Source organism: Candidatus Palauibacter irciniicola (assembly GCF_965208695.1).
In the GTDB taxonomy this organism is placed as follows: domain Bacteria; phylum Gemmatimonadota; class Gemmatimonadetes; order Palauibacterales; family Palauibacteraceae; genus Palauibacter; species Palauibacter irciniicola.
The window spans coordinates 1865510-1888004 of record NZ_OZ242352.1 but is presented as its reverse complement, the minus strand read 5'-3'; the positions used below and the strand labels follow the sequence as shown (position 1 = coordinate 1888004).

Sequence of the window (22495 nt, the reverse complement as noted above, 5' to 3'; positions counted from 1 at the left end):
CCGCCGACCGGCAGACGGTCAGACCGGCGCAATGGCACCGCCACCGCCGAGCAGGTGACCAGCCAGCCGTTTCGCCTCGTCGAGACCATCCACGAAATGGCCTGTGGGTACGTGGCGGAAGACGACGAGGGAATGCAAGACCCTGGCTACCTCGCCACCGAGCCCCATCACGATACAGGCGGTACCCTCGTCCAGGGCGGTCTCCACGAGTTCCTCGATGGCGAGCGCGGCGCTGTCGTCCACGTCCGTAGTCTCGGAAAAGTCCAGGATGAGGATGTCATGGTCCTCGATGTCCGCGTGGATGGCCCTGGTCAGCTCGTTTGCCGAACCGACCGAGAAACGGCCCCTCAGCCTGACGAGCCCCACCGGGAGGCGATACGGATCGATATCCGCCACATCCGGCACGAAAGCGGGGTCCAGGAGCGGCACGGAAAGCACACTGTCCAGTTCCGTCCGCGTCCGGTCCATCGAGCGCACTACGCCCGTAGCGATCAGTCCGAGCGCGACCGCCGTGACCAGGTCGACGAACACCGTCACGAGGAAGGTCAGAAGCATCACGAGAACGTACTCGCGGCGGATCGCCCGCAGACGGACGACGAAGCGCCAATCGATGATGTCCCACCCGACCTTGATGAGGATGCCGGCCAGAACGGCGTGCGGGATGGGTTCGGCAATCCAGCCGAACTCCAGGAGCAGGGCGAGCAGGAGAACGGCAGCCAGGGCACCCGCCAGCGGACTGCGTCCTCCGGCCCGGATGCTGGTGACGGTGCCCATGGTGGCCCCCGCCCCGGGCAGCCCGCCCACCACGCCGGCCGCCAGGTTGCCGAGACCCTGGCCCACAAGTTCTCGATTGGGGTTGTGACGCGTGCGGGTCTGCGAATCGGCCACCAGGGCGGTCAGCAGGCTGTCGATGGAACCGAGAAGAGCGATCATCAGCGCCGGCTGCACGAAGCTCGCGATCGAGCCCCAATCCAGGCGTGGCGCGTACAACGCCGGCAGGCCCTCCGGGATGGCGCCGATGGTACGCGCCTCGGTGAGGCCGAAGAGCGCGATGCAGGTGCCGACCACCAGCGCGACCAGCGGCGCGGGGAGGAACCGTCGTATCCCGCGGGGCCAGAATATGCAGATCGTCAAGGCGACCACACCAACGGCAAGATCATGCAGACCGGGGGCGGCGAGGGCGCCCGGCCAGGCCGCAACCTGGTCGAGTGGCCCTCCCGGAACGGGATCGGCACCCAGGAACGCCATGACCTGCAGGACCATGATGATCGTGCCGACCCCCGTCATGAAGCCGGAGATGACGGAGTAGGGAGTGTAGCTTACAAAACTGCCGATCCGGAGAAGCCCCAGGCTGATCTGAAACAGACCGGCCAGCATGACGATGGTGAAGGCCGCCCCCACACTGTCGGCATACAGGCTGACGATCGCAGCCATGGCGACCGTCATCGGCCCGGTGGGCCCGGAAATCTGAGCCGGCGTGCCGCCGAACACGGCCGCGAAGAATCCCACCGCAACGGCGCCGTAGATTCCGGCGGCCGGCCCAAGACCCGAGGCGACGCCGAAGGCCAACGCCATCGGCAGCATCACGATCGCGGAGGTCACGCCGCCGAACACGTCACCGGGGGCGGCGCGAAACTTCATGCGCGAGGCACCGTCGACGGGGATTGCAAGCCTAGCGGCCGAGCGCCGTTCCGCCGCGGCGGGGGTCGGACCAGGCCGTCAGGGATCCGTCCGGCATCGCCATGATCAGCTGCAGGTCGCCCGACATGCCGCCGGTGAAGTAGGCGTCGGGCGGGCCCGGGTCGCGCTCGAGGACCGTGTGTCCCAGCGCCTCCAGCGCGCTCGCCGTGGCCCCTCCCACTCCCCCGTATTCGTGGAAGACGAGGTCCGGAAGGTGCTGGTGGTGCACGCGCGGGGCATGGACCGCCTGCACGACGTTCATCCCGTGGTCGACGACGTTGAAGATGGACTGCAGCACCGTGGTGATGATCGTGGCGCCGCCGGGGGTTCCGGTGACGAGGAAGAGGTCGCCGTCCGCGTCCTCGACGATCGTGGGGCTCATCGCGGACAGCATGCGCTTTTCGGGGCCGATCGCGTTGCGCTCGCCCTGAACGAGGCCGAACTGGTTCGGGGTGCCCGGCTTGGACGCGAAGTCGTCCATCGTGTTGTTGAGGAAGAACCCCGCTCCGTCCACGACGACCTTGCCGCCGTACCACGAGTTGATGCTGGTCGTGACCGCGACCGCGTTCCCCTCGGCGTCGACGACCGCGTAGTGGGTCGTGTGGCTCTCGTCGAGGAAGGCGTCGATCCCGGGGTTGACCTCGGCGGAGGGGGTCGCGCGCTCCGTGGAGATCGTCTCCGCGCGGCTGTCCGCGTAGGCCTCCGACAGGAACTCGCCGGTGGGAAGCTCGATGAAGTCCGGGTCCGCGAGGTACTCGTTGCGGTCGGCGTATGCACGGCGGAAGGACTCCGCCATCACGTGGATCGTCTCGGGGCTGTTCCACCCCATGGCGCCCAGGTCCCAGCGCTCGAGCATGTTGGCGATCGCCGCCATCGTGAGGCCGCCGGAGGAGGGCGGCGGCATCGAATGGACCGTGTAGCCGCGGTAGTCGAAGGCGACCGGATCGCGCCAGACCGTCTCGTAGCGGTCGAGGTCCTCCAGCGTGATGATGCCGCCGCCGCGCTCCATCTCCGCCACGATCAGGGCGGCGGTCTCCCCGCGGTAGAAGTCGTCGGGCCCCTGGTCGCGGAGGCGCGTGAGGACGGCGGCGAGATCCGGCTGCGCGAAGGTGTCGCCGATGCCGGGGACGGCGTCGCCGGGGAGGAAGATGCGCGCGCTGTGCTCAAAGGCGCGGATCCCCTCCTGCGCCGCGTCGAGCGTGGACACGAGCCGCGTCGTGACTTCGAACCCGTGCGCGAGATCGATGGACGGCTGCACCACGTCGGTCCACTCGAGCGCGCCGAAGCGCCGGTGCGCCTCCCACAGCCCGGAGACGGTCCCGGGCACGCCCGCCGCGAGGTGTCCCCGGACGGAGAGGTCGGTCACGTTCCCGTCCTCGTCGAGGTACATGTCGCGGGTGGCCGCCATGGGCGCCTTCTCCCGGTGGTCCTGCGCGAAGACGGTGCCGTCGGCGAGGCGGATCATCATGAACCCGCCCCCGCCCAGGTTGCCGGCCTCCGGGTTCACGACGGCGAGCGCCAGTCCCGTCGCGACCGCCGCGTCGACCGCGTTGCCGCCGGCCGCGAGGATCTCCACGCCCACGCGGGACGCGTACTCGTCCGTCGAGGCGACCATGCCCTCGGTGGCCGTCACCGGCGCGTCTTCGGCGGCGAAGGGCCACCCCTCCGGGAAAGCGCCCCCCGCTTCGATGAAGGCGCTGGCCGAGGAACTCGCGACGCCGATCTCGGCGCCATCCCCGGCGTCGCCCGGCTGGCACCCGCCCAGGAGCAATAGGAGCGCCAGGCCCGCGCCCAGCGAAAGCGGCGGCCCGGTCGTGGCGGAACGTCGGCCAACGAACCGGCCGCGAGGTATCGATTCGGTCTGCGTCGCGCATCAGATCTCCGTATGACTCCCGGGAATTGGATATCGGAGTTGGACGCCGGGCGCCGACCTTCGGCTCCGGCATACAGCCGCCATTGTGCCCCTCGGCCCGCCCGAGCGGCAAGCGGCCCGCCGCGCTCCAGCGTAGACTGCCGACCATGATCCGCAGAGTTCATGAGAGCCGAATCGCGCCGGACGCCGAGATTGGCGACCGTGTCCAGGTGGTGGGGAACAGCGGGTCGGGGAAGAGCACGCTTGCGGCGCGGCTGGCGGAGGCGCTGGAGGCGCCGTTCGTGGAGCTGGACGCGCTCAACTGGCTGCCGGGCTGGGTCGGGCTGAACCAGACGGATCCGGACAGGTTCGAGCGCCGGATTCGAGAGGCGACACGCGGGGAGCGCTGGGTCGTCGCGGGGTCCTATGAGAAGTTCTCCCGGCGGATCCTGTGGCCGCGTCTGGACACGGTCGTCTGGCTCGACCTGCCGCTGCGGCTGCTCGTGTGGCGCTTCCTCCGCCGCTCCTGGCGGCGCTCGCGGTCCGGGGAACTGGTGTGGGGGACGAACCGGGAGTGGTTCTGGCGCCACCTCCTGGTCTGGCGGCACGACTCGCTCCTCGCCTGGATCATCACGCAGCACAGGCGCAAGCGACGAAACATGCTCGCCTGCATGTCGGACGCGCGCTGGGCGCACATCCAGTTCGTCCGCCTCGGATCTCCCCGCGAGGTCGAGGCCTTCGCCGCATCTGAGGACCGCAACACTCTCGGATCTGCCGTAGATTCACGACCATGAGTCAGACGGAACTCACGATCGACCGTTCCACCTGCCCCGCGCGTCTCCGGTACGGGGAGACGTTCAACGCGGCATCGTGGTATGTCGACCGGCACGTGGCGGAGGGGCGGGGCGGCAGGGTCGCCATCGCGCAGGCTGGGCGACGGTCACGTACGCGGAGCTGGCCGGGCGGGTGGCGCAGGCGGGGAACGCGCTCCTCGGGCTTGGGCTCGCGCCGGGCGACCGCGTGCTGATGGTCGTGAAGGACTGCCCCGAGTTCTTCTTTTTCTTCTGGGGGGCGATCAAGGCGGGGATCGTGCCCGTGCCCGTGAGCTACCTCATGCGGGCGCGGGATCTCGCGTTCATCGTCGCCGACTCGGAGTGCCGGGCCGTCGTCTACTCTCCGGAGTTCGCGGCCGAGGTCGTGCCGGCGCTGGCGGCGGCGCGCACGGGCGCCCGCGGGCTCGTGCTCGGGGCGGAGGGCGGGGTGCTCGACGACCTGGATGCGGCCCCTCCGGAGCTGGAGGCCGCGCCGGCCCGGCCGGACGACATCGCGTTCTGGCTCTACTCCTCGGGCACCACGGGCCGTCCCAAGGGGGTGCCGCACCGCCACCGCGACATGCCCGCCACCTGCGAGCACTACGCCGTGGGGATCCTGGGGTTGGGAGAGGACGACCGCTGCTACTCCGCGGCCAAGCTCTTCTTCGCGTACGGGCTCGGGAACGCGATGACCTTCCCGCTGTGGGTGGGAGGCACGGCGATCCTCGACGCGCGGCGGCCGACGCCCGCGACGACGTTCGAGACGATCGAGACGCTGCGGCCGACGGCGTACTTCGGGGTGCCGACGCTGTACGCGGCCCAGTTACAGGCGCTGGACGCGGCGGGGCAGGACGGTCCCGATCTGAGTTCGCTCAGGCTCTGCGTCTCGGCCGGCGAGGCGCTGCCCCCGGACCTCTTCCGCCGCTGGAAGGCGGCGACGGGGCTCGAGATCCTGGACGGGATCGGCTCCACCGAGGCGCTCCACATCTTCATCTCCAACGCCCCTGGCGATGTGAAGCCCGGGACCACTGGCCGCGTCGTCCCCGGCTACGAGGCGCGGATCGTGGACGAAGCCGGCGCCGAGGCGGAGCCGGGCGAAGCGGGACAGCTCGAGATCCGCGGCGACTCGACGACCCCCGGCTACTGGAACCGTCCGGAACTCGAGGGACGAACGATCGTCGACGGCTGGCTCCGCACCGGCGACCAGTACGTGCGCGACGCGGAGGGCTGGTTCCACTACCAGGGCCGCGCGGACGACATGATCAAGGTGGGCGGGATCTGGTGCTCCCCGTTCGACATCGAGGCCCGCCTCATGGAACATCCCTCCGTGCTGGAGGCAGCCGTCGTGGGCCGCGAGGACGACCACGGCCTGGTGAAGCCGGAAGCGCACGTCGTGCTGTCGGAGCCGCTCCGGGAGACGGCGGGCGCGCCATCGGCCGCCGACACGCTGCGGGCCGAACTCGTCGCGCATTGCAAGGAGGCTCTCCCGCGCTACATGTACCCCCGCTGGATTCGGTTCGCGGCCGAACTCCCGAAGACCGCGACCGGGAAAATCCAGCGCTTCCGCCTGCGCTCCCAGCGCCTCCTACGGTGACCCGGCCCACGGATCGGTCGTCAACAGGGGGACCCCCGGACCGGATCACATCCGCGGAGAAGGAGTCTTCGTGTCGACCCTGACCAAGTCTCTCGCCGTCACCCTTCTCGCGTCGCTGGCGGCCGCGCCGCTCGCGACCGCGCCCCTCGCCGCGCAGACGACCATCGGCCTCAGGGGCGGCATCGGCACCGCCACCCTGTCCCGGGACATGCCGCGACTGGAAGCGGGGGAAGTGGAGAGATCCCGATTCGGGGCCGTATCGGGGATCGACGTGGGGATCCCCCTGAGCGGCATCGTGGATCTCCGCGTCGGGATGGGGTTGGCCCAGAAGGGTGGTCTCGCGGACACGCCGCCGTCGGTCACCGCGGGCAGAGCGTTCGTCCAGGCGACCGCCGAGTTGGACTACCTGCAGCTCTCCGCACTCGTCCGCGCGAGTGCCGACGCCGAGCGGGGGCTCCTCAAGGTCGGCGTCCTCGCCGGGCCGTACGTGGCCCTGAACCTTTCGTGCGACATCGCGCTGACGACACTCTTTCCGCCGGCCGGATCGGGGCAGTTTCGGTTCTCCGGCGGGCGTCAGCTTTCGAGGACGGAAGCGTCATGCCGCAAGGACGAGGGCACCGACCTTTCAGCTCCCGGGACTTCGGACTGGCCTTGCTCTTCATGGGACGGGGGTCGAAGTAATCGACGGCTGGGCGCGTCCGTCGCCCTGGCGCTGGATGTGATCTACGCGATGGGTCTCTCCCGACCATCGACGAATCAGACGGAACGAGGAACCGTCACCTGGCCCTGCAGAGCGGGATCGTGTTCGTTGTCGGGTAAACGTCGTTTCGCGCTCCCGGCGGTGCTCGCGCCTCGCTCATCGCCCTGCTCTCGAGCGGGTGCTCGATGCTCTTCATGCGCAGGCCGCCCAAGGGCGAGGGCCCGGTGGCGCGCGGCGACTGCACCCGCAGCGTTCCCGCGGGAACGTCGTCGCTCCGGTCATCGACGGCGTCGTGGGCTGGGGGCACCACCGGTCGGACAGGCCGCGGGCATCTGGGGCGAGTCGCGCGACGCGTTCGAATCGGATGATGCCTACGACGGCTACCGTCGCCACATGGTCCGTGCTGGCGTGGGTCTACCTCCGCCCGATGGCCAAGGTTCGTGTCGGTGGCGAGGCACGCGAGGATGGCCCCGTCACTCCGGAAGATGTCGCGAAGTTCCGACTCCTCGACCTGAGTTCCATCCGCCTCTTGCCTGACGATGGCGACCTCGGCTTCGGCGTCGAGATCAGACGGTCAATGCGGAAAGCGTGGTTCGCAGGCGAAGACGCCCGCCGGGTGGCGGCGGCCGTCGTCCCGCACCTGAACGGATGGGGCGGCTCCCGCTCGTTCCAGTACGCAGTAGCGGTAGAGTTTGAGGGTTTCGGGCGCCAGTCTTCGGGGTATTCGGCGACCATCTCGCCCAGTCCGTATTCCTCCGCCAGTTCCGCGAACGTGCCGGACTCGGCCACCTCGAACGGCGCCTGCTTCTCGAACACCGTGAGGTCGGGGAAGCCCGTGGGGAACGAGGCGTTCATCGCTCGCTCCACGCCCTCGAGCCGCCTGCGGTCCTCTTCGTTGTCGAACTCGCGGCGCTGCAGGTCGACGGAGAAGTAGTCGAAGGCGATGCGGAGCGACGGCATCGCGTCCCCCAGCCGGTTCAGGAACGGCATGATGCTCGTGGGGGGCAGGTACATCGTGTTGCCCTCCCAGACCACCAGCGTCGGCGCCGCGGGATCGAAGCCGAGGTCGACCAGGCCGCCCGGAACGTCCTCCTCCAGGTAGTTGGCGAAGAGCGACGGCGGCTGTTCGATCCCGTTGTCCGACAGGATGTGGCGCTTGAACTCGAGGACCGCCTTCTGGTCCACCTCGTAGAAGGTCGCGCCCGTGCCGCGGTAGAAGTGGGCGCGCATGTCGAAGCCGCCCCCGAGCAGCACGACCTGGCGCGCCCCGTCCACGATCCCGCGCTCGACGAACCGGTTGAAGAAGCGGGTGCGGAAGCGGACCATCGTTGTCGAGGGCGGGAACACCGCCTCCAGTTGCCGCGCCGCCGTGCGCGCCCGGTCGTTGGAGAACCACGGCGCGTAGGGATCGTTGAAGAGCGGCCGCGGCTTCTCGGGCTCCAGGGCCCGGATGGACGCGATGACGAAGGCCGTCGCACCGATTTCGTTGATATCGATCATGGGTCGGAGACCTGGGATGTGTGAGAGTGAAGGATGCGGTCGAGAGGACTTCAAGTGGCCGCCACACACTATGCGACGGCCCGCATACATAATACGAAGGCAGGAAGACACCTCAAGCGCGTGAAGTTGATGATCGGCGGTCAACGGCGGAGAATGGTGCGTGGGAGGGCCGCCGCCTCGCTCCGTGGGTGGTGACCAGCGCAGGCAATTCGCATGGAGGGAGACGCCATGTCCGCAGGACGTTATTCCGCGCAGGCCGCGATCCACGCCGTGGCTCTGGTTCTCGCCCTGGCGGCCGCGCCGCTCGCGGCGCAGACGACCATCGGCCTGAGGGTCGGCCTCGGTTCCGCATCCCTGTCCGGGGACGACGCGGCGGCGCGAGGCGGACAGGCGTTCGACGAACCCAGAGGCGGGATCGTGGCGGGGGTGGACGCGGGGATCCCGCTGAGCGGCGGCCTGGGCGTGCGCCTCGGCATGGGACTGGCCCAGAAGGGCGGCGCCGTGGAGGTGCCGCCGTCGATCACCGCGAGCCGTCTGCTCGCCGAGTCGATGGCCGAGTTCGAATACGTTCAGTTCTCCGCGCTCCTCCGCGCGGGCACCACCGGCGAAGGGGGGAATCTCAGCTTCGGCCTTCTCGCCGGGCCCTACATGGCCTTCAACCTCTCGTGCCAGGTGGCGGTCTCGTCGGTCGATCCCGGCCCCCTCCGCCCCGAGGTCCCGCCGGGGATTCCCAACCGCGTCAGCGCGGGAGGGACCGCGGGCGCCGGGCGGACGGCGAGCGCGCAGGACACGGAAGTCGCCTGCGGGGAGGGCGGCGTGAGCGCGGTCAAGTCGACCGACTTCGGGCTCGCCGTCGGCGGCGGGTTCCAAGTCCGACTGTCCGCCTCGATGGACCTGGCGTTCGAGGTCATCTATTCCAGGGGCCTCTCCGAAATCGACGATGAGGGGACGAAGACCGGCCACGTAGCCTTCCAGGGCGGCCTCGTGTTCGCGATCGGGTGATGCGGCCCGCGCGGGGGATCGCGCTCGCCGTAGTCTAGCGGCGCCGGGCCTCCGCTTCGGGGATGCCGCGGCTGAGGAGCACGTCGAGTCCGTGCTCTGCCGCCAGGGCGGCCGCGAGATCCGGCGGATCGGGCGCGGCGGTCGATCCGCCGAGGATGCCTCGTACGCGCCCCGTGCGCGGATCGCGCAGGATGGCCATCGGCTGGTCGCTGTCCCGGTCCAGCGCGGCCGATCCGGCCGGGCCGGAGAGCGTCACGCTGGCCAGTTCGCCCGCCCCGGCCGCCCGCGCGGGGAGGACGAAGACGAAGCTCGAACCGCCGCCCGCATCCGCCACCAGCGGCATGGCGAAGCTCAACGAGAAGAGCTCGCGGCCTCCCGCGTCGCGCCCCGAGACGGAATACTCGCCGCCGGTCGCCGGCAGCGACGGCGCGGCGTCCACCACGAAGACCGGTTCCAGGTAGGGGGTGCCCTCGGGATCGACGCCGCCCCAGAGAAGAAGCGAGCCGGCGGTCGGATCGCCGACGGACGCTGCTGCCGCGCGCGATCCTGCTGCGGCCGTCTCGGTCGCCTGGCGGCGGCGCAGCGCCTTCGTGAAGTGGTAGTCACTGATCCACCGAGGTCCGCAATAGCCCATCAGGTCCGACCAGGTCGGGGGGGTCAGTTCGCCGTCACCCGTGAAGTCGAACCCCCAGCCCCCGGTCAGGCCGCCGGTGTGAGGGAACAGGGGATCGGGGTTCGAAGCGTTCCCGCACGGCGCATGCTGGAGACTCATGTTGTGCCCCAACTCGTGCGCCATGGTCGTCGGACGGGGAGCGGAGAAGCTCGTCCAGCCGGGCCGAAACGCGACGCCGAGCGGTTGCGTGATCGGTTCCGACATCATGCCCATGTAGTAGCCGCTCCCGTTCTCCATGGCGCGTACCGCGGCGGTCTGGCCGAGCAGCGCGAAGCCCGAGTTGGTCGACGAAAGCACCGGCTCGTGGGCCGTCACGCGCAGCTCGCCCACGGGCAGGATCGTGTTGATGTGCCAGAGCTGTTCGTGCCCCGCCGGATCCGCGGCCATGTCGTCGATCAGGTCCACGATCCCCGAGTCCTGCCTGCTCGTCCATATGAATGGGACCAGCGTCAGATCGAGCGCCGGCAGCGCCGCGACTTCGATGGCGGTCCGTCCGGTCTCCGGCAGCCGCCTCGTCACGCCAAGTTGCGAGGGCAGCGTGCCCCCGGGATCGATCTCGACCACCATCTCGAGCCCCGGCTGCACCACGTCCCCCGGAATCCTGGCGTCCGAGGAGGTCTCACGGCTGCCTTCGTCCACTCCGACCGGGATGGGGCCCGCCTTGCCGGGAATGTCCACCGCGTACACCTCGGCGTCTCCCCGATAGAACGTGGCCCGGACCGGCGGGAGGGGTTCCTCCGTGGATTCGGAGGTGATCGCGAACACCCGAAGCAGCGCCTCCTCGCCCGCGACGAGTGGAACCGGGAAGTCCCTGGACTGAATCGCCTGGGTCAGATAGGCCGCGGACCCGGCGACGTCGGGGCACGGGGGCACGCGGTGCCGCACGCCATCCAGCCACGTCAGGAAGCCGGCGTCATCCGGCGTGCAGAGCCCGGTTCCCGCCGCAAGGATAATGTCGAGCCGGCCCAGCGCCGTCAGGCTGGTCGGAAGGGCTCCGGCGAGTTCCGGATTCCCGGACAGGCCCAGGGTCTCCAGACTCGTCAGGCCGCTGAACTCCGGCGGGATCGGGCCGGTGAGGCGGTTCCGATCGAGATACAGCTCCCTGAGCCGACTCAGGTACCCGAGTTCGGGGGGGATCCGTCCCGTCAGGGCGTTGTCCCGGAGGTAGAGGTACACCAGGTCCGACAGGTCGCCGAGTTGCGGTGGAATCGAGCCGGTGAGCCGGTTGTCGTCGACATTCAGCTCCGTGAGGGCGGCCAGGCGGCCGAGCTGCGGCGGAAGCGGGCCCGAAAGTGCGTTCGCCTGGAGTCGCAGCAGGCGAAGGCGGCCGAGGTCGCCCAGTTCGGAAGGGATCGCGCCGGCGAGTGCGTTATGGTTGAGCGACAGCCGCGTGAGGTTGGCCAGACGCCCGAGTTCCGGCGGGATCTCGCCGGTGAGCCGGTTCCGGTCGAGTTCGAGGGTGTAGAGGCCGGTCAGGTTCCCGACTTCCGGGGGGATGGGGCCGGTCAGCGGCGAGTTTCGGATGATCAGATAGGACAGGTTCGACAGCCGGCCCAGTTCCCCCGGGATGCGGCCCGTCAGGGCGCCGTACCCCAGCACCAGCAGGTCCAGATTGGCGAGGTTGCCGAGTTCCGGCGGAATCGATCCCGTCACCCCGGGGCCGGTGAGCACCAGGCGCCTGAGGTTCCGGAGATTCCCCAATTCGGGCGGAATGGGACCCGCCGGAGCCTCGACGTCCAGCGACAGCTCCTCGAGTGCGGTCAGATTAGCGAGTTCCGGAGGAATGGGACCAGAAAGGCCCGTCTGAACGAGGCGCACTTCGGTCAGGCGGGAGAGGTTGCCGAGTTCCGGGGGGATCGGTCCCGTCAGGGGGTTGCTGGCGAGGTCCAGGCGGCGCAGCCGCGAGAGGCCGCCCAGCTCGGGCGGGAGGGGCCCCCGGAGGCGGTTGCCCGCCAGGGCGAGACTCACGACGCGTCCGTCGGCGTCGGTTTCCACCCCGTGCCACTGATCGAGTGGCGCGTCGGTCAGCCAGTTGTCGTCTCGGTCCCAATCCGCCCCGGAGGTCGAGGCGTGGAGCGCCTCGAGGATGGACCGGTCCGTGGGTGGCGCGCATTCGACGCCGGTTCCGTCATGCGATTCAATGGCCGCGAGCCACGCGCGGAAGGACGTCGCGCCCGGGACGCAAAGGTCCGTGTCCGCGTAGTGCAGCGTCCGGAGCGGGAGCTGCCGCAGCGACAGCGGCAGCGGCCCCGTGAGCGGATTGTCGCCGATCCGAAGGTCGGTCAGGCCTGAGAGGTCGGCGAGGCGCGGCGGGAGACGGCCCGCGAGTCCGTTCCCGCTCAGGTCCAGGCCCTGCACCCGGCCGATCGAGTCCGGCGTGACGCCGTACCATTCCGAGAGCAGGATGCCGTCGAACCAGCCGTCCGAGCGAGTCCAGTCGTCGCCCCCCGTCCCTTCGTACAGCGACTCGAGGACGGCGATGTCCGGCTCGCTGCAGAACGACCCGTTCCGCCGGTCGATCCGCTCGAACCAGGCAACGAACTCGGAGGTGCCGGGCATGCAGAGGCCCGCGTTGCCCGCGATCCGGAAAAGGATCGGGGAAAGACGGAGGAAACTCCGCGGAATCGAACCGGTGAAGTTGTTGTAGTGCAGATACAGGACCCTGAGCCTGGGCGCGTACCCAAGCTCGGGCGGGATCGGCCCGGACAGCTCGTTCCCCCAGATCTGCAGCTGGACGAGCCGCGGCATGCTGCCGAGTTCGGGCGGGATGGTACCCGTCAGCCGGTTCTCCTTGAGATTGATCCAGAACAGTTCGGGGAGTTTCGCGAATTCCGGCGGGATCGAGCCCGTGATCCGGTTGTTCGAGAGGAAGAACGCCTGAAGGCGGGTCAGGTTGCCGATTTCCGGCGGGAGCGGACCGGAGAGCCCGTTGCGGTAAAGGCTGAGCCGGACCACCCTGTCCTCGTCGTCGACGAGCACGCCGCTCCACTCGCCGATCGGGGCATCCGTCAGCCAGTTGTCGTTTACAAGCCAGTTGGGTCCGTCGGTCGACTCGTAGAGCGCCACGAGCGCGGCGCGGTCCGGATTCGGCACCGTGATCTCGGACGTCGCCTCGGCGTCCCCGGACGCGGCGGCGACCGTCGCCGTGCCCGGGCCGACGCCCCGCACCAGTCCGGAGTCGTCCACGCTCGCGATGGAGGGGGCGCTGGACGTCCACTCGAACTCCGTGCCGGGGATCAGGTGCTCGTTTGCGTCGAGGGCGAACGCGGTCAGCCGCAGCGTGTCGCCGACGGCGAGCGTCGCGAGCGAGGGCGTGACGATCACCGATGCCGCCTCCTGCATCACCGATACCGTCGCGCCGCCCGCCGCCTCGCCGGAGGCGGCGGTCACCGTCGTCGATCCCCGCCCGGCCGCGGTGACGACGCCCGCGGAATCGACCGTCACCACCGACGTGTCCGTGCTCGACCACGAGATGTCGGCTCCCGGCAACGCGCGCCCGGCCTGGTCCCGCACCTCCGCCACGAGCGCGACCGTCTGCCCGATGGCCGTCAGGGATGCCGCGTCAGGGGTCACCACGATCGTCGTCGGCACGGGCGCCTGGACGGCGACCCCGAAACTCTGGCGTACCGACTGCCCGGCGGGATCCCGGGCGGTGACCGAGATCGTGGCCGTGCCGGCGCCGACGCCCGTCACCGACGCCGTGCTTCCCGTCACGGAGACGCTTGCCACTTGGCTGTCGGAGGACTCACCCGAGAAGGTCAGCGCGTCCCCGTCCGGATCACGGAAGTACGCCGAGATGTCCACTCTCGTCGTCTCGCCCACCGTAACCGCCTGGGCCGGGATCGTGCCCACGGCGACAGGTCCGCGGTTCGCCGGTTCGGGCGGGCGCGGCGGCGGCTCGGTCGTCCCGCCCCCGCAGGCCACGTACCAGGCGGCGGCCACGAGGACGGCGGCGGCAGTGGCGAGGCGCGGGAATCCACTCACGAGGGGTTCTCCCAGATCCCGGAGGAGGCTTGAATCTGGATTCGTGCGCGGGGCAGGGACAGATACAGATCAGATGGCAAAAACGTCTATCGGATAGTACACGGACATTTCCGATAGGCTCGCCGCTTGCCCGTAAGCGTGGCGGGCGTTTGGCAGGAAAGCGCCCTCACTTGGCTCACGGGATCATACCTCGCCCGGCCCGGTAGGAATGAAGATGCGAACCGGATTGTCGCTACTCCTGGCGAAGCGATCAGAATGCGGATCAGAAGGCTGCTGCTAGCGGGATGTATCCTGAGCGGGACTGCCTGTGGCGGAGGGCCCCTGGATCCGCCTCGCCGGTACAGCCTTCTTCGTCCTCGCCGCCGGGCAGGGAGGTGAGATGAAGATCAGGGTGCGCCGTTGAGTCCCACGCTCCTCGACCGGCGGGCGGTTGCCGAGATGCATGCGCGGATCGACCGCCTCCTGCCGGAGAGCAACCCCCGGTGGGGAACGATGTCGGCGGCGCAGATGGTTTGCCATGTCGCTGACCATCTGCGCGTCGCACTGGGCGACACTCAGGTCAACCCGGCGAAGCTCACGCTCAGATTCGGTAGCCGGGACATCGCGGTGAACCCGGGGCTGCTTCGGTTCAGGCCGGTTCGACACCTCTTCGTTCACTGGCTGCCGTGGCCGCAAGCGAGGTTTCGTGCTCCTCCCGAAATGTGGAGGACCGCTCCGGGCGAGTGGCGAGAGGATATCGCTTCACTTCATGCGCTGGTGGATCGCGTCAGTGACAAGCCTCCCGCCGAGCCGTGGGACCACCATCCCTGGTGCGGCTCGATCTCCGGGCCCGAATGGGCATCGATCTGCTGTCGACACCTCGACTATCACCTCAGGCAGTTCGGCGCATAGCGGCGTTCACCGAAGCTGTCGGTCATGCCGACACAAAGCGCTCAACCGCGATCTCGCGGGCGCGGTCGCGGGCCTGCCAGAGATCGTAGGCCATCTGCATCCCTAGCCAGGTTTCGGGCGTAGAGCCGAACGCCTTCGACAACCTCATCGCCATCTCGACCGAGATGCCCGTGCGCCCGTTCACCAGCTCCGAAAGTGCTTGCCGGGTCACGCCGAGACCCTCGGCGGCCCGGGTCACGGTCAAACCGAGGGGCTCGAGGCACTGCCGCTTCACGATGCCGCCTGGATGCGGCGGGTTGTGCATGGTCATGATCGGCGCTCTCCTCAGTGATAATCCAAGTAGTCCACGTCGACGGCCGCGCCGTCCTCGAAACGGAACGTCACCCGCCAGTTGCCGGACACCGAAACGGCGTAATACCCCTTCAGCGGTCCCTTGAGCGCGTGCAATCGGAACCCCGGCAGATTCATGCCCTCCGGGCCCCGGCTACGATCGAGGGCCGCGAGGATGTCTCGCAATTTGCCAACGTGCTCGGGCGCGACTCGCCGCGCCGTTCTGCCCTCATAAAGCGCTTTCAGCCCCCGATGGCGGAACGATGCGATCATCGCCCTATGGTAGGGTGTCGCCTGTCAGGTGACAAGCTACGGATCGCGATCCTGAACTGCGCCGATGGCCGGGGCCTTCGTTCGGAGGATCATACGGTGCCCGGTTCGGTAGGAACGAGGGTACGAATCGGCGTTGATCTTGCCTCCGGGGCGAAGGGGACGAATGCGGACTCGGAACGTGCTGCTGACGGGATGGATCCTGCTGGCCGTTGCGTTGCCCGCGGCCGCGCAGACCACGCTTGGCGTGCGGGCGGGGGTGGGGATCGCGCGCATGGATCTGGATCCGGGCGACGAAGTCTTCGCGACATGCCCGCCGGGCGAACCCTGCCCCGGCTTCCCGACCGACCCGGCGTACAGCTTCACCTTCGGAGCCGACCTGACGGTGCCCCTCGCGCTCGAGTACGAAATCCGCGTCGGCGGTACGTACGCCGTGAAGGGGGGCGCCGGGTTGGGAAGCGACGCGAACGGCGAGCCCCTCAGCGGCAGACTCTCCGTGGGCTACGTTCAGCTATCAGCGCTTCTGGGCGCCCGCTTCAGCGGCAGGCCACTCGGCCGGCTGTCGGTGAGCGTCCTGGCCGGCCCGTGGGTGGCGCTCCGGTTGTGGTGCGGTGGGGCCGGCAGGCAGAACACGGGTTGCGCCAGCTTCGACCCCGATACGCCGGACGCCGGCCTTGCGGTCGGCGCGGGCGTGGAGGCCGCGCTCTCCAGCCGTCTGAGTCTCGGCGTGGAAGCCATCTACCACCACGGATTGACGTCATTTTCGTACCAGACGACGAGGTTCGTGGCGATCCAGGCCGGCGTGGTCGTCCCCGTCGGCTGAAATGAGTCGCTTAGAGAATCGCAGCGGAGGCCCGGAGGTACGATGAAGATCGGAGTGCGCGGTTGAGTCCCACGCTCCTCGACCGACGGGCGGTTGCCGAGATGCATGCGCGGATCGACCGGCTCCTGCCGGAGAGCGATCCCCGGTGGGGAACGATGTCGGCGGCGCAGATGGTTTGCCATGTCGCTGACCATCTGCGCGTCGCACTCGGCGACACTCAGGTCAACCCGGGGAAGCTCGCGCTCAGATTCGGTAGCCGGGACGTCGCGGTGAACCCGGGGCTGCTGCGGTTCAGGCCGGTTCGACACCTCTTCGTTCACTGGCTGCCGTGGCCGAAAGCGAGGTTTCGTGCTCCTCCCGAAATGTGGAGGACCGCTCCGGGCGAGTGGCGAGAGGATATCGCTTCACTTCATGCGCTCGTGGATCGCGTCGGTGATAAGCCTCCCGCCGAGCCGTGGGGCCGCCATCCCTGGTGCGGCTCGATCTCGGGGGAGGAATGGGGATCGATCTGCTGTCGACACCTCGACTATCACCTCAGGCAGTTCGGCGCATAGCAGCGCCGCCGCACGCGCAGAGAGCCTGGGGGGTGGATCTCGTTTCTGGCGGGGTCTATGGTGGAACGAGGTTCACGCTTGAAGGAGGAGAGTCGTGGGGAACGCGATCGCGACGATGTTGGGCTCCAAGAAGTTCCTCGCCGCCCTTGGCACGGTGATCCTGATCGTGCTTGAGGATTTCGGCGTCCCGATCCCCGAGGAGGTGGTCGTCCCCCTGGTGGCGTACATCGTCGCCCAGGGCATCGCCGACCTCGGGAAAGAGCGGGTCAAGGCAGAGCAGGGAGGTCCTGAAAGCGTCAGGACTCTTCGTCGGAGACGAAGGAGTAGTTCCGCGCCGGGGGTCGCGTCCTAAAGCCCCCTCTTGGACCGCTTGATCCAGTCGAGCAGGGCGTCATCGATCCGCGTCTGCCAACCGCGCCCCCCGGCGCGGAAGTGGTCGATGACGTCCTGAGACAGCCGGATGGTCGTGGATACCTTCGGCCGCGCCTTCGGGGGCCGGCCCCGGCGCACGCGTGCCTTGGCAAACTTCTCCGGCCAGCCATCCCTGGAGAGGTCGGGTGCCGTTTCCGGATCAAAACCTCGGGCCGTAGAGCCGTCGTTCTCGTTCATTCGCCTTCCAGGTGCCCGCTCCCTTTGCTTCGTCGAACTCGATTCGCATGAATTAATGTTACTACATAAATTCTATGTCAACGTTTCGCTGTGAAGTGCATGCGCTTAGGGAGAACGGAGTGGGGCCGTGAGAAACACGATGGAAATCGGTGGCTATCGGGCCGTCATCGCCGTTGTGCTCTTGCTCGCGGGGTGCAGCGAGTCGTCCGCCCCGCCTCCGCCGCCGCCGCCCGAGCCGCTGCCGCCGCGGGAGAACATCACCGGCACCTACGAGGGCCAGTTGGGGGCCTGGGCGCTCAGAATCCGGCTGACCGACAACGACGGGGCGCTGGCCGGCTCCTACGCCGTCCGCACGAGTCCCACCGGAGAGTTCGAGGACGGCGGGACGCTCATGGGGACGGCTGTGCAGCGGCCCACCCAGAGCCTGACCCAGGATGTCACGCTCACGTTGGCGGGGACCCTCGTCGGAACCTTCACGGGCACCGCAACCGGACGGTCGAGACTGGCCGGAACGATCGAGTACCAACCGGGGGACGGGAGCGGCGGGCCGCAGACCGTTGAGATCACGCTCACTCGCTCAGGCTTCTAGAGCCGCGGGTCGCTGGCGATCTCAGCGCGAGCCGGACGGGCGGGAGAGCAGGTCCAGCGGGTTGCGGAGCATGGCATCCGCCGTCTCCTCCACCTCGGCCAGGCGGTCTCGCACCGACTCCGCGACATCGCGGATGCCGTCGAGTTCCGTGTCGATCGCGACGTGAATCGCTTCCAGCTCCGACCGGACGGCCTGCACGGCGCCGCGTACGCTGCTCGTCACCCACCACGCCGACCCGATGATCGTGACGATCAGGACAAGGGGAACGATGAGGTTGCTTCGGTTCAACGGGCCGGTGCTCGATGCCATGGCTGCCCTCCCATTCTTGCGTACTTCATGGTAGCTTGGAAGAAGAGACACTGAAGGGATATGCGGACGGTCCAGAGAACGCAATAGACGCGGCACCGCCACCTGTACACTTTTATTTATAGTCTCTGTCGGTAATATGACTATACTATCCAAGCGCCACTATGCCACGCTGCTGTTGCTCGTTGTGGCGCTGGTGTGCCCTCCCGTGGCGGAGGCGCAGGAAAGCCGCCCGCGCGTGGGACTCGCGCTCGGTGGAGGCGCGGCGCGCGGACTCGCGCATGTCGGGGTCCTCGAATGGCTCGAGGAGCACCGGATTCCGGTCGATGCGGTCGCCGGCACCAGCATGGGCGGGCTTGTGGCCGGCGCCTACGCGGCGGGACGAACGGCGGGCGAAGTTCGGGCCATGGTGGCGGATATCGACTGGGACCGGCTGTTTCGCGGCGACATCGATTACCGTTTGAAGTCGTATCGGCGCAAGGAGGATCGGCGCAGGTATCCCGTGGGCCTGGAGTTCGGCTGGCGTGACGGCCCGCGCGTGGCCCAGAGCCTCGACCCGGGCCACGAAGTCGATCTGCTGCTGAGTCGGCTGGCGCTGCCCCACGTACTCCCACTCGATTTCAACAACCTCCCGACTCCGTTTCGCGCGGTTGCCACCGACCTGGAGGCAGCAGAGGTCGCGGAACTCGGGAGCGGCTCCCTCGCAAGCGCGCTTCGCGCCACGATGTCGATTCCCGGCGTGTTCGACCCGGTCGAGCGCGACGGCCTCCTGCTCGGCGATGGTGGCCTGCTCAACAACGTACCGGCCGACATCGTCAGCCGGATGGACGTGGATGTCGTCATCGCCGTCGACGTCGGGGTTCCGCTCCAAACCCGTGAAGAGATGCGGTCCCTCGTCAGCCTGGCCGGACAATCGATCCAGATCATGATGACGGAGCGGGCCCGTAGCGTGATGAGCCGCCACGCCGACCACATCATCACGCCACCGCTTGAGGGCATATCCCTTCTCGACTGGCGGCGCTTCGACACGATTCGGGCCATGGGGTACCAGGCAGCCGCCGAAGCCGGCGAGTCGCTGGCCTACCTCTCGCTGTCACCCGCGGAGTGGGCGCGGCATGTCGAGGCGCGCCGGGCACGCCGCGCCCCACCGCTTGCCGAACTTCAGTTCGTCGAAGTGGCGGGCGTGGATCGCCGTTCAGCCGAGGAGATCGCCCGGGCCCTGGAACCAGTGCTCGGCACCGCGCTTGATCCAGACGAACTCGAGTTTCGCTTGACTCGGCTTGCGGGTGGTGGCCGGTACCGGAGTCTCGGATACGACGCGGCGCAGGAGGGTGACCGCACGGGGATCGCCGTTCGGGCCCGCGACAAAACTCATGGCCCCCCGTTCCTGAATCTCGCTCTCGAGGTAGAGGATCGCACCGCTGCCGGCTGGGAGGTGTCGCTCGGAACCCGGCTCACGGTCTTCGATGCCGGGAGCCGCGATGCCGAGTTGAGGCTCGATCTGTCCATCGGGCCGGACTCGGATGCTCGGCTGGACTACTACATGCCCGTTGCGCGATCGCCCATCTTCGTCGCGCCGCGGGTCGGCTTCGACAGTCGTCGGCAGTGGTTTGCCGCACCGGAGGACGAGGAACGCCCGCGTTACCGGACCCGGCGCGTGGGTGGAGGGGCCGACGTTGGCGTGGCCCTCGGCCGCGCCGGTGAACTCCGCATCGGATACGAGGCGGCCACCGTTGTCTCGCGCCATGAGACCGGTACTCCTCTCCTGCCGGACATCGACGGACGGGAGCACGGCGCGCGCGTGAAGTTCGTGTACGACGGGCACGACGACTGGCTGCTGCCGCGCCGCGGCGTTCGGATCGCAACCGAGGCGCGCTGGCTGGCGAGCGCGGCCGGCCAAACTTCCGGCTTCGGGGAGGCCCGAATCAGGAGCAGCATGTTCCTCCCCATCGGCAGGCGGGGCCGCGTCTTTCTGCTGGCGGGCGGAACCACGGCGTTCGACGGTCAAGTGGCGCCCTTGTACCAGTCAACGCTCGGGGGTCCCTTCCGCCTGAGCGCTTTCGAGCGCGACGAGTTCCGCGGCGTCCGCACCGCGCATGTCGGCACCGGATACCTGCACCAGCTCGCTCGTCTGCCCGATTTCGTGGGCGGCCCGATCTATGGCGGCGTCTGGATCGAGACCGGCTGGATCGAAACCGGCACTGTGCTCCCGGAGGCCGTGCACGCCGACATCGCCCCGAGCTTCTCGGCCGGGCTGCTGGCCGACACGCTGCTCGGCGCGGTATTGGGCAGCGTGAGCATCGCCGAGGGCAGCGGGCCGAGAATCAACGCCACGCTCGGTCGCCCGTTCTGGTAACTTGTCCGCCACCCGGGATCACGAGTCCTTCGCGCGTGTTCGGTTGGCCTTCAGCAAGTCTTCGATGCGCGCCATCGCCTTGTGGATGGTGGCGGATCCGCCGGCGATCAGTCCGGCCGTCACGATGACGTCCGTGAACTGGAACAGATCTCGCTGGAAGGGCGCGGTTCCGGCGCCGAACTCGAAGATCGAGCCAAGGAGCCGCACGCCGGAGAGCGACACCATGACTCCGAGCACCAAACCGAAGAGAAGTGCCCGCCGCTGCGTCCCCACCCTGTATTGCTGGAGCCTCGCCTCGGCCGCGGTCCTGCCGTCCTCTCCGGCCGACCGCGCCTCTTCCTCGAGGCGGATCTTCCCGCCCTGCCGCCACGCCTTGAGGAGCACCTCCAGCGAGCGTTCGACGAGCAGTGCAACGACGTACAGGACCCCCAGCTGGCTGAGCGCATCGCGGAACGGATTCACTCCTTCGGCCACGCCGACCGCCGTCCAGGCATCACCCAGCGCAAAGACGGCGACAGCCACCGCCACGCCAAGCACCCCCACGAAGATCGGTCCGACGTAATTATTCATGCTCCACTTCCCCTGTTTCGGCTGTATCCGCGGCCCCTCCGACGGCCGCGACGGATCGAAAGAACGCGACAACCTCTCCTCGTCCGTGACGCTGGCAACCCCCTGTCTTGGGGGTTGTCGCGACCCGCCGCCCCGAGAATCGTCCTTCTCGGACGAGCATGGGCTCGTGAAGCCGGAGACGCGCACGGTACTCTCGCAGTCCCCGATGTAGAAGGGATCATGGACGCGTTTTCGGGACGGGGCAGGCTTTCTGCCGAGGGCAGCTACGTTACGGTTCGAGCAATTTCTGGACCGGTTCCAAGGTGGGATCCTGCGGTCGGGTGCTTTGTCGGCGCATTCGAGAGCGCGTTGCCGAAATCCGCTCGGCTGTCGGCGAGATGCAAGAGGCCGTTACAGGGATCTTCTCACCATTCCAAGGTCTCACGTTCGATAGTCAATTTCATCTTGCCCAGCTTATCCAGTTTCGGTTTGATCTCCGTCATGTACCATGCATTTCGTTCATTGGCTTCATCTGGACGATACTCGTTAGATATGATAATTATTGCTTGCAGCAAGAAATTGGCGGCAAGGTTCACCATGAAGTAGATCGTGTCAATCGGATATCTGAGTCCCTTCAGCGTCGTGCTACCCCCTTCTGCGGATTGGAATATTTCTTGCACGCCGCCTTGCCCATGAAGCACCGCCGACCATTCTCTATAGGAGATGTCGTATAAGTCAGACCAATGGAACCTCTTGGCCAATAATTCAAAAGATCGAGGGCCTTCAAATAGCGAATACCATCTTGGGGCACCTCCTTGTTTCCATTTTCTCCTCTGCTTTCTGACTCGGTCGTATTCCTCAACGACCTCACGCATGTGCGGCTTGTTTAATGCGACGGTCATTGCGTCGATATGATTCAGTACATCATCTTGCACCTCAGGAGGCATTTTCTCCGTGAGTTCGTCACTAATCTCAAAATCGCGAATCCTTTCACTCGCACGTCTTCTTTGTCGAATATCTGCTTGAACCCACGATAGCGTGCGCCGATCTATATCATCTTCGGATTCCAACTGATACTGAAGGCTGACCGTAGATTCAAACATGCTGCGCAAAACGACTCTGATTGGCGAGACGCATCCACGCGAGAGCATCACTTCAATTGTGTCAGCTAATTCAATAACTTGTCGGAACAAAAAGATATGTGCAACACCAACGTCAGGCGTAGCGTCTGTTGGTATTGAAGAAAAGCACCTGCCCAGCATGCCTGTTGAGTAATTGATAACTTCCTGCAGCAAATCTCGGGGAAATCGAAAATGTGTATTCGCACGTTCTTGGGCGGCGCGTCGATCCAGAACCGTGTTGGTAGCTTCTGTCATCATGTCGTCCTTGCCAATCACCGGCGCTGGTGGGCCGTGGATTCG

At 67.7% G+C, this 22495-nt stretch carries 18 protein-coding genes; 8 read left to right on the top strand and 10 right to left on the bottom strand.

The window, feature by feature from the left end:
• Positions 1 to 18 precede the first annotated feature (18 nt).
• Both ACOGI9_RS08135 and ggt read right to left on the bottom strand, forming a co-directional pair.
• Positions 19 to 1641 carry a SulP family inorganic anion transporter gene (locus ACOGI9_RS08135; protein ID WP_419856652.1) on the bottom strand — a complete coding sequence of 541 codons (1623 nt, stop codon included), beginning with the start codon at positions 1639 to 1641 and terminating at the stop codon, positions 19 to 21.
• Positions 1642 to 1672: 31 nt separating this feature from the next.
• Positions 1673 to 3451 carry a gamma-glutamyltransferase gene (gene ggt / locus ACOGI9_RS08130; RefSeq protein WP_419856651.1) on the bottom strand — a complete coding sequence of 593 codons (1779 nt, stop codon included), beginning with the start codon at positions 3449 to 3451 and terminating at the stop codon, positions 1673 to 1675.
• A 248-nt stretch (positions 3452 to 3699) separates the two neighbouring features.
• Here ggt and ACOGI9_RS08125 point away from each other — a divergent pair, with 248 nt between their 5' ends.
• Positions 3700 to 4326 carry an adenylate kinase gene (locus tag ACOGI9_RS08125; protein WP_419856650.1) on the top strand — a complete coding sequence of 209 codons (627 nt, stop codon included), beginning with the start codon at positions 3700 to 3702 and terminating at the stop codon, positions 4324 to 4326.
• A gap of 172 nt (positions 4327 to 4498) precedes the next feature.
• Positions 4499 to 5938 (top strand): benzoate-CoA ligase family protein, encoded by a 1440-nt coding sequence (locus ACOGI9_RS08120; RefSeq protein WP_419856649.1) that lies wholly within the window; start codon positions 4499 to 4501, stop codon positions 5936 to 5938.
• 1114 nt (positions 5939 to 7052) lie between these two features.
• On the opposite strand, the gene ACOGI9_RS08115 is transcribed toward ACOGI9_RS08120, so the two are convergent.
• Positions 7053 to 8138 carry a class I SAM-dependent methyltransferase gene (locus ACOGI9_RS08115; RefSeq protein ID WP_419856648.1) on the bottom strand — a complete coding sequence of 362 codons (1086 nt, stop codon included), beginning with the start codon at positions 8136 to 8138 and terminating at the stop codon, positions 7053 to 7055.
• Positions 8139 to 8366: 228 nt separating this feature from the next.
• On the opposite strand from ACOGI9_RS08115, the gene ACOGI9_RS08110 reads away from it, so the two are divergent.
• Positions 8367 to 9140 carry an outer membrane beta-barrel protein gene (locus ACOGI9_RS08110; protein ID WP_419856647.1) on the top strand — a complete coding sequence of 258 codons (774 nt, stop codon included), beginning with the start codon at positions 8367 to 8369 and terminating at the stop codon, positions 9138 to 9140.
• A gap of 34 nt (positions 9141 to 9174) precedes the next feature.
• Here ACOGI9_RS08110 and ACOGI9_RS08105 read toward each other — a convergent pair whose 3' ends face one another.
• Positions 9175 to 13797 (bottom strand): Ig-like domain-containing protein, encoded by a 4623-nt coding sequence (locus ACOGI9_RS08105; RefSeq protein WP_419856646.1) that lies wholly within the window; start codon positions 13795 to 13797, stop codon positions 9175 to 9177.
• A 399-nt stretch (positions 13798 to 14196) separates the two neighbouring features.
• Between ACOGI9_RS08105 and ACOGI9_RS08100 the strand changes: the two genes are divergently transcribed.
• A complete protein-coding gene (locus ACOGI9_RS08100; protein WP_419856645.1) occupies positions 14197 to 14688 on the top strand; it encodes a hypothetical protein in 492 nt (163 codons plus the stop codon).
• 22 nt (positions 14689 to 14710) lie between these two features.
• Here ACOGI9_RS08100 and ACOGI9_RS08095 read toward each other — a convergent pair whose 3' ends face one another.
• Positions 14711 to 14998, bottom strand: a complete 288-nt coding sequence (locus tag ACOGI9_RS08095; RefSeq protein ID WP_419856644.1) for a HigA family addiction module antitoxin — start codon at positions 14996 to 14998, stop codon at positions 14711 to 14713.
• 14 nt (positions 14999 to 15012) lie between these two features.
• Positions 15013 to 15291 (bottom strand): type II toxin-antitoxin system RelE/ParE family toxin, encoded by a 279-nt coding sequence (locus ACOGI9_RS08090; RefSeq protein ID WP_419856643.1) that lies wholly within the window; start codon positions 15289 to 15291, stop codon positions 15013 to 15015.
• Between the two features lie 178 nt (positions 15292 to 15469).
• Between ACOGI9_RS08090 and ACOGI9_RS08085 the strand changes: the two genes are divergently transcribed.
• On the top strand, positions 15470 to 16111 hold the full coding sequence (locus tag ACOGI9_RS08085) for an outer membrane beta-barrel protein (RefSeq protein WP_419856642.1): 642 nt from the start codon (positions 15470 to 15472) through the stop codon (positions 16109 to 16111).
• A gap of 648 nt (positions 16112 to 16759) precedes the next feature.
• Positions 16760 to 17017 carry a hypothetical protein gene (locus ACOGI9_RS08080; RefSeq protein ID WP_419856641.1) on the top strand — a complete coding sequence of 86 codons (258 nt, stop codon included), beginning with the start codon at positions 16760 to 16762 and terminating at the stop codon, positions 17015 to 17017.
• On the opposite strand, the gene ACOGI9_RS08075 is transcribed toward ACOGI9_RS08080, so the two are convergent.
• Entirely contained in the window at positions 17014 to 17274 is a 261-nt protein-coding gene (locus ACOGI9_RS08075) for a BrnA antitoxin family protein (RefSeq protein ID WP_419856640.1), read from the bottom strand. The genes ACOGI9_RS08080 and ACOGI9_RS08075 overlap by 4 nt on opposite strands.
• Before the next feature lie 127 nt (positions 17275 to 17401).
• On the opposite strand from ACOGI9_RS08075, the gene ACOGI9_RS08070 reads away from it, so the two are divergent.
• A complete protein-coding gene (locus tag ACOGI9_RS08070; protein WP_419856639.1) occupies positions 17402 to 17863 on the top strand; it encodes a hypothetical protein in 462 nt (153 codons plus the stop codon).
• A 21-nt stretch (positions 17864 to 17884) separates the two neighbouring features.
• On the opposite strand, the gene ACOGI9_RS08065 is transcribed toward ACOGI9_RS08070, so the two are convergent.
• Positions 17885 to 18172 carry a hypothetical protein gene (locus ACOGI9_RS08065; RefSeq protein ID WP_419856638.1) on the bottom strand — a complete coding sequence of 96 codons (288 nt, stop codon included), beginning with the start codon at positions 18170 to 18172 and terminating at the stop codon, positions 17885 to 17887.
• 136 nt (positions 18173 to 18308) lie between these two features.
• Here ACOGI9_RS08065 and ACOGI9_RS08060 point away from each other — a divergent pair, with 136 nt between their 5' ends.
• On the top strand, positions 18309 to 20525 hold the full coding sequence (locus tag ACOGI9_RS08060; RefSeq protein ID WP_419856637.1) for a patatin-like phospholipase family protein: 2217 nt from the start codon (positions 18309 to 18311) through the stop codon (positions 20523 to 20525).
• Positions 20526 to 20543: 18 nt separating this feature from the next.
• On the opposite strand, the gene ACOGI9_RS08055 is transcribed toward ACOGI9_RS08060, so the two are convergent.
• Positions 20544 to 21095, bottom strand: a complete 552-nt coding sequence (locus ACOGI9_RS08055) for a hypothetical protein (RefSeq protein ID WP_419856636.1) — start codon at positions 21093 to 21095, stop codon at positions 20544 to 20546.
• 404 nt (positions 21096 to 21499) lie between these two features.
• Complete coding sequence (locus ACOGI9_RS08050) at positions 21500 to 22471, bottom strand: DUF5677 domain-containing protein (protein WP_419856635.1); 972 nt, start codon at positions 22469 to 22471, stop codon at positions 21500 to 21502.
• Positions 22472 to 22495: the final 24 nt, after the last annotated feature.

Excerpts from the sequence above, each read along its gene's own strand:
- ACOGI9_RS08135 (WP_419856652.1), bottom strand. The coding sequence starts at position 1,641 with ATGAAGTTTCGCGCCGCCCCCGGTGACGTGTTCGGCGGCGTGACCTCC.
- ACOGI9_RS08125 (WP_419856650.1), top strand. The coding sequence starts at position 3,700 with ATGATCCGCAGAGTTCATGAGAGCCGAATCGCGCCGGACGCCGAGATT.
- ACOGI9_RS08115 (WP_419856648.1), bottom strand. The coding sequence starts at position 8,138 with ATGATCGATATCAACGAAATCGGTGCGACGGCCTTCGTCATCGCGTCC.
- ACOGI9_RS08110 (WP_419856647.1), top strand. The coding sequence starts at position 8,367 with ATGTCCGCAGGACGTTATTCCGCGCAGGCCGCGATCCACGCCGTGGCT.
- ACOGI9_RS08095 (WP_419856644.1), bottom strand. The coding sequence starts at position 14,998 with ATGACCATGCACAACCCGCCGCATCCAGGCGGCATCGTGAAGCGGCAG.
- ACOGI9_RS08090 (WP_419856643.1), bottom strand. The coding sequence starts at position 15,291 with ATGATCGCATCGTTCCGCCATCGGGGGCTGAAAGCGCTTTATGAGGGC.
- ACOGI9_RS08075 (WP_419856640.1), bottom strand. The coding sequence starts at position 17,274 with ATGAACGAGAACGACGGCTCTACGGCCCGAGGTTTTGATCCGGAAACG.
- ACOGI9_RS08065 (WP_419856638.1), bottom strand. The coding sequence starts at position 18,172 with ATGGCATCGAGCACCGGCCCGTTGAACCGAAGCAACCTCATCGTTCCC.
- ACOGI9_RS08060 (WP_419856637.1), top strand. The coding sequence starts at position 18,309 with ATGACTATACTATCCAAGCGCCACTATGCCACGCTGCTGTTGCTCGTT.
- ACOGI9_RS08055 (WP_419856636.1), bottom strand. The coding sequence starts at position 21,095 with ATGAATAATTACGTCGGACCGATCTTCGTGGGGGTGCTTGGCGTGGCG.